The 13,220-nt window shown below is 37.2% G+C and carries 13 protein-coding genes; 8 read left to right on the top strand and 5 right to left on the bottom strand.

The features are described from left to right. Positions 1-24: 24 nt before the first annotated feature. From LACWKB10_RS02425 to LACWKB10_RS02400, 6 genes are all read left to right on the top strand, one after another. Complete coding sequence (locus LACWKB10_RS02425) at positions 25-855, top strand: ABC transporter permease (RefSeq protein ID WP_034978378.1); 831 nt, start codon at positions 25-27, stop codon at positions 853-855. Continuing rightward, positions 848-1,636 (top strand): ABC transporter permease, encoded by a 789-nt coding sequence (locus LACWKB10_RS02420; RefSeq protein WP_034978376.1) that lies wholly within the window; start codon positions 848-850, stop codon positions 1,634-1,636. Before LACWKB10_RS02425 ends, LACWKB10_RS02420 begins: the two co-directional genes overlap by 8 nt. Before the next feature lie 12 nt (positions 1,637-1,648). Beyond that, the gene (locus tag LACWKB10_RS02415) at positions 1,649-2,692 is read left to right on the top strand and encodes an ABC transporter ATP-binding protein (RefSeq protein WP_034978373.1); all 1,044 of its coding nucleotides are present in this window, start codon (positions 1,649-1,651) and stop codon (positions 2,690-2,692) included. Positions 2,693-2,715: 23 nt separating this feature from the next. Then, positions 2,716-3,768, top strand: a complete 1,053-nt coding sequence (locus tag LACWKB10_RS02410; RefSeq protein WP_034978370.1) for a PotD/PotF family extracellular solute-binding protein — start codon at positions 2,716-2,718, stop codon at positions 3,766-3,768. Positions 3,769-3,828: 60 nt separating this feature from the next. Next, positions 3,829-4,884, top strand: coding sequence for an ABC transporter substrate-binding protein (locus tag LACWKB10_RS02405; RefSeq protein ID WP_034978367.1), 1,056 nt, complete (start codon positions 3,829-3,831; stop codon positions 4,882-4,884). Between the two features lie 63 nt (positions 4,885-4,947). Beyond that, positions 4,948-6,648 (top strand): adenine deaminase C-terminal domain-containing protein, encoded by a 1,701-nt coding sequence (locus LACWKB10_RS02400; protein ID WP_034978364.1) that lies wholly within the window; start codon positions 4,948-4,950, stop codon positions 6,646-6,648. Positions 6,649-6,756: 108 nt separating this feature from the next. Here LACWKB10_RS02400 and LACWKB10_RS09960 read toward each other — a convergent pair whose 3' ends face one another. The 5 genes from LACWKB10_RS09960 to LACWKB10_RS02380 all read right to left on the bottom strand — a co-directional run bounded on the left by LACWKB10_RS09960 (position 6,757) and on the right by LACWKB10_RS02380 (position 10,308). Further along, complete coding sequence (locus LACWKB10_RS09960) at positions 6,757-7,770, bottom strand: SLAP domain-containing protein (RefSeq protein ID WP_034978361.1); 1,014 nt, start codon at positions 7,768-7,770, stop codon at positions 6,757-6,759. A 51-nt stretch (positions 7,771-7,821) separates the two neighbouring features. Then, positions 7,822-8,424, bottom strand: coding sequence for a hypothetical protein (locus LACWKB10_RS02390; protein ID WP_034978358.1), 603 nt, complete (start codon positions 8,422-8,424; stop codon positions 7,822-7,824). A gap of 32 nt (positions 8,425-8,456) precedes the next feature. Next, positions 8,457-8,828: a hypothetical protein gene (locus LACWKB10_RS02385; RefSeq protein WP_034978355.1), complete on the bottom strand. Its 372-nt coding sequence runs from the start codon at positions 8,826-8,828 to the stop codon at positions 8,457-8,459. Next, positions 8,825-9,001, bottom strand: a complete 177-nt coding sequence (locus LACWKB10_RS10175) for a hypothetical protein (protein ID WP_161779302.1) — start codon at positions 8,999-9,001, stop codon at positions 8,825-8,827. Before LACWKB10_RS10175 ends, LACWKB10_RS02385 begins: the two co-directional genes overlap by 4 nt. Positions 9,002-9,315: 314 nt before the next feature. Next, entirely contained in the window at positions 9,316-10,308 is a 993-nt protein-coding gene (locus LACWKB10_RS02380) for a GMP reductase (protein WP_034978351.1), read from the bottom strand. Between the two features lie 194 nt (positions 10,309-10,502). On the opposite strand from LACWKB10_RS02380, the gene LACWKB10_RS02375 reads away from it, so the two are divergent. Both LACWKB10_RS02375 and purB read left to right on the top strand, forming a co-directional pair. After that, a complete protein-coding gene (locus tag LACWKB10_RS02375) occupies positions 10,503-11,792 on the top strand; it encodes an adenylosuccinate synthase (protein WP_034978348.1) in 1,290 nt (429 codons plus the stop codon). Between the two features lie 3 nt (positions 11,793-11,795). Further along, entirely contained in the window at positions 11,796-13,091 is a 1,296-nt protein-coding gene (purB, locus tag LACWKB10_RS02370; protein ID WP_034978345.1) for an adenylosuccinate lyase, read from the top strand. Positions 13,092-13,220: the final 129 nt, after the last annotated feature.

The following is a 13,220-nucleotide window of genomic DNA, read 5'->3' as shown; positions in this document are numbered from 1 at the left end:
TAATATACAAAGCGGAGGTAATATATGAATCGCAAAACAGCAGTATGGTTGTTAATTCCTGCATTCTTGGGAGTATTGGTATTCACTTTTTTCCCTTTAATTCAAATTGCAATACCAACATTCCAAAGTAAAAGTGGCTTCTTTTCACTTTACGCGCAATTTTTAAAAAGTTCTTTTAATTGGGCAGTCATTGGACGTAGTTTTCTAATAGCAATTGTAACGGTGATTGTTGTTTTGATCCTTGGAGTGCCTATTTCTATCTGGATAGGAAGACAAAAAACAGTAGTTAGACAAATACTAAATTTGCTAATCCTTTTTCCCATGTTAACCAATGCAGTTGTAAGAAACTTTGCCTGGATTATTATTTTGGGACATGATGGAATCGTCAATAAAACTTTGCTGGCATTGCATCTAATTAAGTCACCGCTAAATATTCTTTACACTAATACTTCTATTATTATTGGTTCAGTTTACTTGTTTTTACCAATTATGATTAATTCATTAATTGGCAGCGTGGCTGAATTAAATGTGGAGATTGAAGAAGCTGCAGCCGTTCTTGGTTCCAGTCCTTGGCGAACATTATTTAAGGTGATCATTCCTCAATTAACTACTGGCATTTTAACTGGCTGCATTTTAGTGTTTGCCGGAACAATGACAGCCTATACTACCCCAGAAATTCTTGGTGGCAACCGCCATCTGGTAATGGCGACTTTGATTTATCAGCAAGCAATGACGTTGGGCAATTGGCAAAATGCCAGCGTTATCTCACTAATTTTAATTGTTATTTCTGCTCTTTCAATGTGGCTTATGAGAAGACTTAGCCATCATTTAGATCGGAGGCCAATTAATGCTTGATCGTAAAAATAAAACTCTGACGGTGATTTCGATTATTATTTTGGCTTTAATCATGTTGCCATTGATTTTAGTCGTAATTACATCCTTTAATACGCAAAGCTCAATTTCATTACCAATTACCGGCTTTACCCTTTCTTGGTATAGCAATATTTTCCAACAGCCTGATTTTATTTCAGGTTTTGAATCAAGTCTAATTGTTGCTTTGATTGCAAGCATATCGGCTTTAGTAATTGGCATCCCTGCAGTCTACGCTTTGACGCGTTACAACATTCATCATGCCGCTTGGTTTCAGTCGTTTTTCCTCAGTCCAACTTTAATTCCTGAAATTGTTATTGGGTTTGCACTCTATCAAGCTGCAGTCATTACTATGAGAATTCCGGTATTTATCGGCTTGATTGTCGGACATTTTCTGCTTTGTTTACCATATGTCATTCGCTTAATTACAGCCAGCATGCTGCTAATGGACAGTCATATCGAAGAAGCGGGTTGGATTTGTGGCTGTTCTCGTAAAAAAGGATTTTTTCTGATTGTTTTACCTAATATCAAAGCCAGTATCATTGCTGCGTTTATGATGTGCTTTATCAATTCCTTCAACAACATTCCGGTTTCTTTATTCATGAACGGACCTTCTCTTACAATGTTGCCACCGGCAATTTTGAATTATTTGCAAAATAATTATGACCCTACTGTATCAGCAATTTCTGTGCTGTTAATGATCTTTACGGCACTAATGATGTTCTTGGTTGAAAAAGCAATTGGTATTAAAAATATTACAAAGTAGAGGAGTAGTGCAGTGGCAAATTTAGAAGTTCAAAATTTAGCAAAATCATACGATGGCAAAACTAAAGTTTTAAAAGATATATCTTTTGCTGTCAATAACGGAGAGCTGGTTTCAATTCTCGGTCCTTCTGGCTGTGGCAAAACAACAACACTTAGAATTATTGCCGGTTTAATTCCAGAAACTGCAGGACAAGTTTTAGTTAACGGTAAAGATATTACTAAAGTACCTGTTTATAAGAGAAATTTCGGGATGGTTTTTCAAAGTTACGCACTTTTTCCCCATATGAATGTTTTTGATAACGTTGCTTTTGGACTGAAAATGCGCAAGCTTGACAAAAGTGCCATCAAGAAAAGAGTGACTGAAATGCTGGCAACTACCGGCTTAAGTCAACTGGCTAAGCAATTTCCAGCACAGCTTTCCGGAGGGCAGCAACAAAGAGTTTCGTTAGCAAGGGCTCTGGTTACCAATCCTGAATTGCTACTAATGGATGAGCCATTAAGCAATCTTGATGCAAAATTGCGACTGAAGATGCGTGAAGAAATTCGTGACTTGCAGCAAAAACTTAAAATGACAGTGCTGTTTGTAACACATGATCAGCAAGAATGTTTTGCAATTTCTGACAAGGTTTTAATTATGAAACAGGGACGCATTGATCAGTTTGATACGCCACAAAATATTTTTCATCATCCTCGGACAGAATATGTTGCCCGTTTTATTGGCTATGACAATTTTATTACTGTCACTGCTGCTAATCGTCAGGATGAGCATCATATCAAAGTAGGCGAAACAGTTTTGAATACGGTTGAACCAAATCAAGATGCAAAAGTGCTGACTATTCGTCCGGAAAACATCCACTTGAATTTAGCAGATGCTTCTGAAAATACATTTGCCGGTACAATCATGAGTCGTGAATATTTAGGACAAAGTTTTAAGTATGCTATTCATTCAGCCATTGGGGATTTTCAAGTTGAGGAAGCACGGCAAAAGATGCGCAGCTCAGGAGAAGAAGTAACGCTAACTCTTCCTGCTAAACATCTTCATCCGTTATCAGAATAATCATTCTTTAGAAAGGTTTTGTTATGAAATTTAAAAAAGCTTGTTTGTTAGCAGCTAGTTTTATCATTGCCGGCACAACTTTGGCAACTTCAGCTTGCTCGTCTAATGCTGGCAGCGGTAAGCTGACGGTTTCTACTTTTGGCTTAGCAACTAAGCAGATGCGCTCGGACGTGCTTGATCCATATGCTAAGAAAAACAATGTTAAGGTGTCTACACAGTTTGGGGACAGTTCTACTCGCCTAACGCAGATTGAGCACAATTCTAATTCACCTGTAGATGTCATTGAATTGGCACAAAACAATGCAATTACAGGAGCCAAAAAGAAACTCTTTAAAAAATTGGATTTCTCCAAACTCAAGAACTTCAAGTATTTATCCGCTGACCAGCAAAAGCTGGCAAAAGACACTAATACTGTTCCGTATACTGTTAACAGTTTTGGCATTATTTATAATCCGAAAAAGGTACACATTAAAAGTTGGGATGACCTGTGGTCTAAGAACTTAAAGGGCAAGATTGCAATTCCTGATATTGTAACAACTTTTGGTCCCGCAATGCTTTATGTGGCAGGGGATCATGCTAAAGTCAGCGTAACCAAGGATGATGGCAAGGCTGCCTTCAAAGCGTTAAAACAGTTAAAGCCGAACGTTGTTAAAACATATTCTCAAAGTTCAGATTTAAGCAATATGTTTAAAACGGGAGAAATTACCGCAGCGGTTGTAGGTGATTTTTCAATCAGCATGCTGCAGGCCACTAATCCTAGTTTGAAGTATCTGGTACCAGCTTCAGGAACATATGCTAACTACGATAATATTGCAATTTTGAAAAACAGTAAGAATACTCAAGCGGCATATAAGTATATTGACTTTCGTATAAGTGAAGCTAACCAAAAGAAAGTCGCCAGTGCAAAATCTCTTAATAATGCACCGGTTAATTCACAAGTAAAATTGACTGCTGCTGAAGCTGCCAATAAAACATATGGTGCGATCGCACAAAGAGCAAAAACTATTGACTTTTATTACGTGAACAAGCAGATGCCTTCATGGATCAGTCAATGGAATAAAATTATGAACCAATAATTATCAAAAAAGAACTTGTCTTCATTAATAAGGCAAGTATGATTTTCGGAAAGGTCTATTATGAAAATTAAAAAAGTATGTTTAATGGCAGCAAGTTTAATTGTTGCGGGAGCAGCTATTGCTACTTCAGCTTGTTCTTCTAAAGCAAACGGTGGCAAGTTAGTTGTTTCTACGTTCGGCATCTTGACTAAGCAAATGAGATCAGATGTACTCAATCCTTTTGCCAAGAAAAATAACGTTAAAGTTTCCGCACAATTTGCTGCAGATACAACTACGAGCTTAACCCAAATTGAGCATAATCCTAATTCTTCAGTTGACGTGATTGAAGTGGCACAAAAGAATGCTTATGCGGGTACGAAAAAGAAGTTGTATAAAAAAGTAGATTTTTCTAAAATCAAAGATTTTAAATATTTATCCAGTAGTGAACAAAAGCTGGCTAAAGACACAGGTACCGTCCCTTACACTGTTAACAGCGTAGGTATAATTTATAATCCTAAAAAAGTTCATATTACAGAATGGGATCAACTGTGGTCTAAAAAGTTAAAAGGCAAGATTGCAATTCCTGATATCGTAACAACTTTTGGTCCTGCAATGCTGTATATTGCGGGTCGCCATGCTAAAGTCGATGTCCCAAGCGATGGTGGTAAGGCGGCTTTCAAGGCTATGAAAGAATTGAAGCCTAATGTGGTTAAGACATACGACCAAAGTTCAGATTTAACCAATATGTTCAAAACAGGTGAAATCAGTGTGGCCGTTGTTGGTGACTATGCTATCAGCATGTTGCAGGCTACTAATCCAGGCCTTAAATACATTGTTCCAGCATCAGGCACATATTCTAACAGCAACGTTGTTGCCATTTTAAAGAATAGCAAGAATACAGATGCTGCATATAAGTATATTAATTTTAGACTAAGTGAAGCTATTCAAAAGAGATGTGCCAGTGCAAAATCACTTAATAACGCCCCAGTTAACACGCAAGTTAAGTTAACACCGGCTGAAGCCGCTAATAAGACTTATGGGGATGTGGCAAAACGCGCAAAGAGCATGAATTTCTTCTATGTTAATAGTCATTTGTCTTCATGGGTTAATCAATGGAATAAAATTATGAATCGGTAAATAGTAATTTAAAAATGAAGGGTTGGAATATTTCAACTCTTTCGTTGTTTATGGGGGAGAAAAATGACACAAGTTGATCTTTTAATAAAAAATGGCCATGTTTTTAATGTTTTTTTACGTAAATTTGTTGATACTCAAGTTACAGTCAAAAATGGCAAATTCTATTGGGTTAACCAGGATTTACCAGGAATTAGGGCTAAAAAGACAATTAATCTCAAGGGTAAGTATCTAATCCCAGGATTTGTTGATGCCCACATGCATATTGATTCATCCATGACTACTCCTGCGATTATGGGACAAACAATTTTAAAATACGGTACAACAACGATTATTGCTGACGATCATGAAGTAACAAATGTTGCTGGTATCAAGGGACTAAAAAATTTCATTGCAGAGCCGTCACCAATTGATATTTTCTTTGGCATTCCATCTTCAGTTCCATCAACGAATCCGGATATGGAAACGACAGGTGGCAAAATTGGCATGAAAGAAGTACAAGAACTGCTTAAAGATTCGCGCTTTATTTGTTTAGGCGAAGTAATGAACTTTAAGGATATGACTTCTCCGCATAAAACCTTGATCAAAGACATTATCAAAGTTTGTCGTGAGGAAAAACCTACAATGCCTCTTGAAGGTCATGTGCCGGCATATGCTGGTGAAGATCTGGCTAAAGTTATCTATGCTGGAGTTACCACTGACCATACGGAACAGACAGCTGCCTTAGTTAATGAGAAAGTTCCTAATGGCATGTTTGTTGAGGTGCAACTAAAATCAATGCTGCAGGAAGTAATTGACACGATTATTAAGAATAACTACTTTGAACATGTTGCCCTGGTGACTGATGATTCTATGCCTGACACTCTGCTTCACGGTCACTTGAATTATTTGGTGAAAAAAGCAATCAAAATGGGGATGACACCAGAAGAAGCAATTTACATAGCTACCTATACACCGGCTCGCCATATGGGATTATGGGATAGAGGTGCAATTGCTCCTGGCCGAGTAGCTGATTTTGTTATCCTAGATGATCTGCAGGATTTGTCAATCACGGCTGTTTATAAAAATGGGATTAATGCCGCAGATATCAAAGAGCAGACAGGTTACCAATTTTTGCCAGAGTTGCGTCACTCGGTTAATGCGCCTAAATTATTACCTGATGACTTTGTGGTTAAAACAAATTTAGTCGCAAACGGAGAAGTATTGGCAAATATTATTCAACTTAATCCTGTGGGTACTTTTACTAACCATATTCAAGAAAAACTCGAGGTAAAAGATCACATAGTTCAATGGCAGAAAGCCGGTTTAGCACTGATTATGGTGCAGGACCGTTATAGCGGCAGCGGACATTATAGTCTTGGCTTCGTTGACCGTGGTATTATAAAAGACGGTGCGGTAGGAGCGACTTGGGCTCATGATCACCACAACATAATGATCATGGGTACGAATACTACCGCAATGCTCAAGATTCAGAATCAACTGGTTGAACAGCAGGGCGGCTATATCGCAGCAAAGGGTGATAAAATAGTTGCCAATGCAAAATTAGCTATTGGCGGCGTTGCCAGTGACCAACCGATGTCTGTTTTAGGCACAGAAATAGGCAAGGTGCGCAAAACATTGCAGGAACTAGGGTATAAAAATCCTAACGAGATTATGTCATTTTCTACTTTGTCTTTACTGGTTTCACCAACCATTAAAATTTCAGATAAGGGTCTATTTGAAGTCAAAAGTCAGAAAAAGATTCCACTTTTTGAAGAAATTAAGTAGAGAGTGAAAAAATTAATTAAATAATGACTAAAAAATCTGCTAGTCAGATATTGTGAGATTTCACAATATAAACTAACAGATTTTTTCATACTTAAGAAGTGAAGATGTTTATTTCTTTAACCATTCTTTTACTATAGCCTTATATTGAGCCAAAGTAATTGCGCCATCTTCACCTTCACTAGTTGCGTTAAAAGCATCAGCAGCACCATAAGGAGTTTGAGTCATGTGAGCCATGCCCATTACGCGATGTCCCTTATTTAATAAATTGGTATAGTGTCCTGCCATTCTATAACCGTTTGTTCCTAAAACGGCCTGATTATATACAGGGTCTTCCCAATTAGGAGTGAACTCATAGGGCGCTAGGCTAGGGCTTTTCTTTACGTTCCATTCCCAGGCTACTTTTTCAGTCATCCAGTTGCTAATTGGCTCAGCACCGGCAGAAAGATTTTCCAGGTTGAAATGATAGCCGTAAAAGCCCGGATGATTTAAGGAACCCTGTTTTTGATAATCTGCATCAATCATTGAAATTGCTGTAGAAGTTGGAGAAATCTTTAGCGCACCAACTCCAGCTTTAGTTCTTTCCTTGTTTGCATTAGCAAGACTCTGAAGAGAAGCTTTAATATTAACGTTGCTGGTAGCATCATCTTTGCAACCTAACTTGACATAAGTATTGAACCATGATGGTGCACCTTTTTGCGCTTGACTATCAATCTTGCCTGTTCTGAGTAAAGTGGCTGCTTTTTGTGCTTCCTGTCTTTGGGCAGTAGTTAGCGAAGTATCATTTGCCATAAAATCCATCAAACTTGCCCCGTTTTTAGCAGGCCTATTTTTTGGTGTTTTGACTATATTGAGCGGTAAACCATCATAGTAGTGAATGTATTTATTTTTACCGATACGATAATATTTATAGCCTTTAATCTTTTTAATAGAAGTATAATAAAGACTCTTGCTCTTTTTATATACTTTTGTTGTTTTTTTACCCTTGTGATCGTAGACATATGTTTTACTAGACACAAATATTTGATGTTTAGCAGCAGATACTGGTTGCGGACTACTAAATGAACCAGTACCTAGTAATATTAAAATACTGGCAATTATTACAATAAAACTCTTTTTCTTCATTGCTTCTCCCTTCATAAAATAATAAAACTTATTAGCCAAAAAATTATTAAATTAATATAATTTAATTTTCGAATTAACGATCTTTTTATTATTATGCATTACCTTTTTCAAAAAGGATTTCTTGGCGCCACAGTTGACATACAGGTCTACTTGAGGAAGGTGGGTACTATTGGAAAGATTGCCTTTGCGTGAAGCCTTCTGAGTAAACCACCGATATTTAGCATAATGTGGGCTATTGAAGTGCATGTCATTTTTAAAACGATATTTTTTCCCTGGCTTAAGGTGAGAGAGATTAAAGCGAAATCGCATTAAATAAACACGACCATGTACAAACTTTTTGTGGTCGATGTTATTTATGTAAATACCATCTTCTTTAGCAGAAAGTCCCGTCGCCTTTTTATTAACAACATATATGCTTGGAGTAAAGAACGTTGGCTTCCCCGTGTTAACTTTTAGATGACGAGTAAAAAAAGTAACATTTCCTACCCAATTACCATAAGCCTTTTTAGTAGAATTAACGTTATAATATTTTTTATCAAAAGCTGCTTTAATTGTTATAGCAGATGCACTAACGCTTTTAGGTGAAAATAGAATAAGGCCAGTCAATAGCACAAAAATAGTAGCAATAAATTTAACAACTGATTTTTTCTTCATTATTTATTCCCTTTAAAAATATCCGGATAAATTTATAAGTCATCGCCGCCAATAATAAAGTCGTAATTTGGATATTTGTGATCTTTTAACTTTTTTGCAAGTTTAGCTGTCTGATACCAGTGACTATCTACATACCAATAAACATTCTGATATTCTGCATAACTTAAAACTTTATTACCAGCTAATTTAGCAACATTATACCAATCAAGTGTACCTTCGTCAGGGTAACCCCAAATGCCAACTCCAGTCCAAGTATAGCCTTTTTGAGTCATTTTATTTGATAAATAAACCCAAGATCTTGTTTTTTTACTTGGTTTAGGCATAACCTTAGGTTTAGCTTTTAACAATTTAGGATACTGGTGACCATTTTCGTAATAAATTTGTTTTGTTTTAGTGAAAGTCATCTTATCGATTTTCTTTGTCTTGGGATTGTATGAGTACCATGTCCCACGCCAGCTTTTAGGAAAACAGCCTGGGTTTGCTTGGCTTGCACATTACTTGGCGTATTAATAAAATTGCCAATCGTGCCAATACCTATCAAGGTGGCTACCAACATAATCACTTTTTTAAATTTCATTTTTTATTACCTCTATAAAAAATTCAACTTTACTACAAACAAATTATACGCTTTCTGTACTTCGTGTAACACTTTAAAGAGGATAAAAAAACATAAATAAAGAAATACAAGCCACATAATTGAAAATATATAAGCTCTGCTTTCAGATTTAGGCAAGTCAAAACAGCCTTTGATAAAGATACAAAACCTTTTATATTTTGAACACAAAAAATCCCAGCGCTGACTACCTACAGAACTGGGATAACATTATTTTAACGGAAAATGCAAATTATTACCATATTTGTCAATGATTTGGGGATAAAAACTTGAACTGCTTATTTGTCGCCATTCATAATTGTATTTTTAACGATCACATAATCAACTAATTTAATTGAACTAAGATCTCTGCCCCCGGCATATGAAATTGAGGACTGCAGATCTTCCTGCATCTCTCTTAAGGTATCGGCAATATGACCACGATAGGGAACGAGCATCTGTTTACCCTCAACGTTTCGATAAGCTCCTTTTTGGACTTCCGAAGCTGACCCCCAATATTGCTTATATGTTTTACCGTTAATTTTGATTACATTACCAGGTGACTCTTCATGCCCTGCAAGCATTGAGCCAATCATAACCATTGTAGCGCCAAAACGAATTGACTTCGCTATATCGCCGTTATAACGGATGCCGCCATCAGCAATCAGTGGTTTGCTTGCTACTTTGCTGCACATTCTTAAAGCGGCGAGTTGCCAGCCACCGGTGCCAAAACCGGTTTTAAGCTTGGTAATACATGCGCGGCCAGGACCAACACCAACTTTTGTGGCGTCTGCTCCTGCACCCTCTAATTCACGAACTGCTTCCGGAGTCGCAATATTGCCTGCTGTTAAAAAAGTATCTGGCAATTTTTCTTTGATGTATTTAATCATATCAATAACATAGATAGAATGCCCATGAGCTACATCAATCGTGATATATTCAGGCTTAATGTTTTCAGCAACTAGCTGATCGATAAAATCATATTCGCCTTTTTTAATACCAACAGATATAGAAGCAAATAGACCTTTTTCATGCATCATCTTGATAAAAGCGAAACGCTTTTCAGGTTGAAAGCGGTGCATGACATAATAGTAGCCTTTTTGGGCCAGCCAAACCGCCAAGTCATCGTTAATTACGCTTTCCATGTTGGCAGGTACGACTGGTATTTTAAATGTTCGGTTTCCGAACTTAACACTGGTATCTGCATCATGACGGCTCTTAATGATCCCTTTATTCGGAACAAGCTGGATATCATCATAATCAAATGCTTCCATACTGAAATAATTGCTCATAAGTAAATCGGCTCCTAAATAAATATCTTTACAAACGAAGTAACTATAATCAAAAATGCTTTTTTTGTCAATATAAAAATCGAACTATTAAAAATATAACCACCATAATAATTCGCATTTAAATTTGACTAAAGAATGGTAAATTGCTAGACTATTTACGTGATATTTGTAGAAATTTAATGAGGTGAATAAATATGACAGCAGTTGCAGTCGTTGGTAGCCAATGGGGCGACGAAGGAAAGGGCAAAATTACTGATTTTTTGAGTAATGAAGCTGCTTATACTGTTCGTTCAAATGGTGGTAATAATGCTGGCCATACTATTGAAATAAATGGTCAAGATTTTAAAATGCGTTTAATTCCGTCAGGTATTTTTGCGTCAAAAGAAGGGGCCGTAATTGGTAATGGCGTAGTTATTAATCCTGAGGTTTTATTTAGTGAATTAGAAACCCTGGCTGAAAAGGGTATTGATACCAGTAAATTGAAGATCTCTAATCGAGCTCACATCATTATGCCTTATCATATCAAGCAAGATGAATACCAAGAAGAAGCAAAAGGCGATCAAAAAATTGGTACTACTAAAAACGGTATTGGACCTGCTTACATGGATAAAGCGTCCAGAATTGGTATTCGTGTTTGTGATCTCCTTGAAAAAGACACTTTTGAAGCAAAATTACGCGCTAATTTAGAGCAAAAAAACGAAGTATTTACTAAAATTTACGGCAAGCCGGCACTGAAATTTGAAGATATTTTTGACAAATACTTTGAATATGGTCAAAAAATGAAGAAATACGTCACAGACACTTCAGTGTTAGTTAATGATGCTTTGGATAATGATAAAAAGGTATTATTTGAAGGGGCACAAGGAATTATGCTTGATATAGATGAGGGAACATATCCATTTGTTACTTCGTCAAATACAATTTCAGGTGGAATTGCCAGCGGTATCGGTGTTGGTGCTAATCGGGTAAAAAGTGTCATCGGTGTCTGCAAAGCTTATACCACCCGTGTTGGTGCTGGTCCTTTTCCTACTGAATTACTAGATGAAACTGGTGACCGTATTCGCGAAACTGCTCATGAATATGGCACAGTTACCGGTCGTCCTCGGCGCGTGGGCTGGTTTGATTCAGTTGCTTTACGTCACGCCAAACGCGTTTCTGGCATCAATGGTTTAAGTCTTAACTTGCTTGATATTTTTAGCGGTTTTGACACTATTAAAATTGCAACTGCTTATGAACTTGATGGTCAGAAAATTGATTACTATCCTGCAAGTCTAAAAGAATTAGACCGCTGCCAACCTGTTTACGAAGAATTACCTGCTTGGAAAGAAGATATCACAGGTGCTAAGACTTGGTCTGATTTGCCAGAAAACGCACAGAAGTTTTTAAACCGTGTTTCAGAACTTGTAGGCATACCTTTAGTTACTGTTTCGGTTGGCCCTGATCGTGAACAAACGATTGTTTTACAAAATCCGTGGGAAATGTAATTTATGCTGGAACGTTATACTCGCCCTGAAATGGGTAAAATATGGTCTGATGAAAATAAATATGAAGCATGGCTAAAAGTAGAAATTGCCGCTACCAATGCCTGGAGTGAATTAGGCGAAGTCCCAAAAGAAGATGCTGCTAAAATTGCTCAAAATGCCAGCTTCACGCCAGAGCGGGTGGCAGAATTGGAGCAGGTAACTCATCATGACGTGGTTGCTTTTACACGAACAGTTTCTGAAAGCCTTGGACCTGAGAAAAAGTGGGTACACTTTGGTCTGACTTCGACGGATGTTGTTGATACGGCACAAGGATATATCTTAAAACAGGCAGATGAGATTATTCTTCAAGATCTGCACGAACTAAAAAAGACGATTGCTGAAAAAGCACGTAAATATAAAAATACGGTGGAAATGGGGCGCACGCATGGTGTGCAAGCTGAACCCACTACTTTTGGCTTAAAACTAGCTCGCTGGTATGCGGAAATTAATCGTGATATTGAACGCTTTGAACATGCAGCAAAAGGAGCAGAATCAGGAAAAATTTCCGGAGCCGTTGGGACTTTTGCTAACGTACCGCCAGCTGTTGAAACCAGTGTCTTAAAACAGCTAGGCTTAACTCAGCAGCCAATTACCAGTCAAGTATTGCCGCGTGATTTGCATGCTGAATATATTGCTACTTTGGCGTTAATAGCCACAAGTATTGAAAATTGGGCAACCGAAATTAGAAGTTTGCAACGTTCTGAAATTCACGAAGTAGAAGAGCATTTCCGTGCAGGGCAAAAAGGTTCTTCAGCAATGCCTCACAAACGTAATCCTATTGGCTCAGAAAATCTTTGCGGAATGGCACGGGTTTTACGGGGTCATATTATAACTGCTTATGAAGATGTATCACTTTGGCATGAACGCGATATTTCCCATTCCAGTGCTGAACGTGTAATTTTACCTGATACTACAATTGGTATTGATTATATGCTTGATCGTTTTAACCGCATTTTGACTAACCTTGATGTTTTTCCAGAAACCATGCTTAAGAACATGGATAAAACTTATGGTCTGATTTATTCACAGCGCTTGCTTTTAAAATTAATTGATGAAGCAGGTCTTTCTCGTGAAGATGCTTATGATATGGTTCAGAAGTTAACCACAAGATCTTGGAACGAAGGAATTTCCTTTAGAAAATTAGTTGAAAGCAGTCCAATCATGAACTATCTTTCAGAAGATGATGTAAGTGATGCATTTGATTATCATTACCATTTGCGTCATGTTGATGAAATCTTTAAAAAAGTTGGTTTAGAATAAATAATTAGTAAAGCAGTTCACTTAATGATATGACCCCCAAATTTGAAGTGCTCCATAATAGTTAGACATTAATCTGACTATTAGGAGCACTTTTTTCATGACTAAATATTCAACTACTTTGAAAATGGA

The sequence above is a fragment of the Lactobacillus sp. wkB10 genome, assembly GCF_000760615.1.
Lineage (GTDB): Bacteria > Bacillota > Bacilli > Lactobacillales > Lactobacillaceae > Lactobacillus > Lactobacillus huangpiensis.
Note: the sequence above shows the minus strand (reverse complement) of the source record. Positions and strands in the feature narration are given on the sequence as shown.

Coding starts and splice junctions, on each gene's coding strand:
- LACWKB10_RS02385 (WP_034978355.1), bottom strand. CDS start 8,828: ATGACTTTCACTAAAACAAAACAAATTTATTACGAAAATGGTCACCAG.
- LACWKB10_RS02375 (WP_034978348.1), top strand. CDS start 10,503: ATGACAGCAGTTGCAGTCGTTGGTAGCCAATGGGGCGACGAAGGAAAG.
- LACWKB10_RS10175 (WP_161779302.1), bottom strand. CDS start 9,001: ATGAAATTTAAAAAAGTGATTATGTTGGTAGCCACCTTGATAGGTATT.
- purB (WP_034978345.1), top strand. CDS start 11,796: ATGCTGGAACGTTATACTCGCCCTGAAATGGGTAAAATATGGTCTGAT.
- LACWKB10_RS02410 (WP_034978370.1), top strand. CDS start 2,716: ATGAAATTTAAAAAAGCTTGTTTGTTAGCAGCTAGTTTTATCATTGCC.
- LACWKB10_RS02400 (WP_034978364.1), top strand. CDS start 4,948: ATGACACAAGTTGATCTTTTAATAAAAAATGGCCATGTTTTTAATGTT.
- LACWKB10_RS09960 (WP_034978361.1), bottom strand. CDS start 7,770: ATGAAGAAAAAGAGTTTTATTGTAATAATTGCCAGTATTTTAATATTA.
- LACWKB10_RS02390 (WP_034978358.1), bottom strand. CDS start 8,424: ATGAAGAAAAAATCAGTTGTTAAATTTATTGCTACTATTTTTGTGCTA.
- LACWKB10_RS02420 (WP_034978376.1), top strand. CDS start 848: ATGCTTGATCGTAAAAATAAAACTCTGACGGTGATTTCGATTATTATT.
- LACWKB10_RS02380 (WP_034978351.1), bottom strand. CDS start 10,308: ATGAGCAATTATTTCAGTATGGAAGCATTTGATTATGATGATATCCAG.
- LACWKB10_RS02425 (WP_034978378.1), top strand. CDS start 25: ATGAATCGCAAAACAGCAGTATGGTTGTTAATTCCTGCATTCTTGGGA.
- LACWKB10_RS02405 (WP_034978367.1), top strand. CDS start 3,829: ATGAAAATTAAAAAAGTATGTTTAATGGCAGCAAGTTTAATTGTTGCG.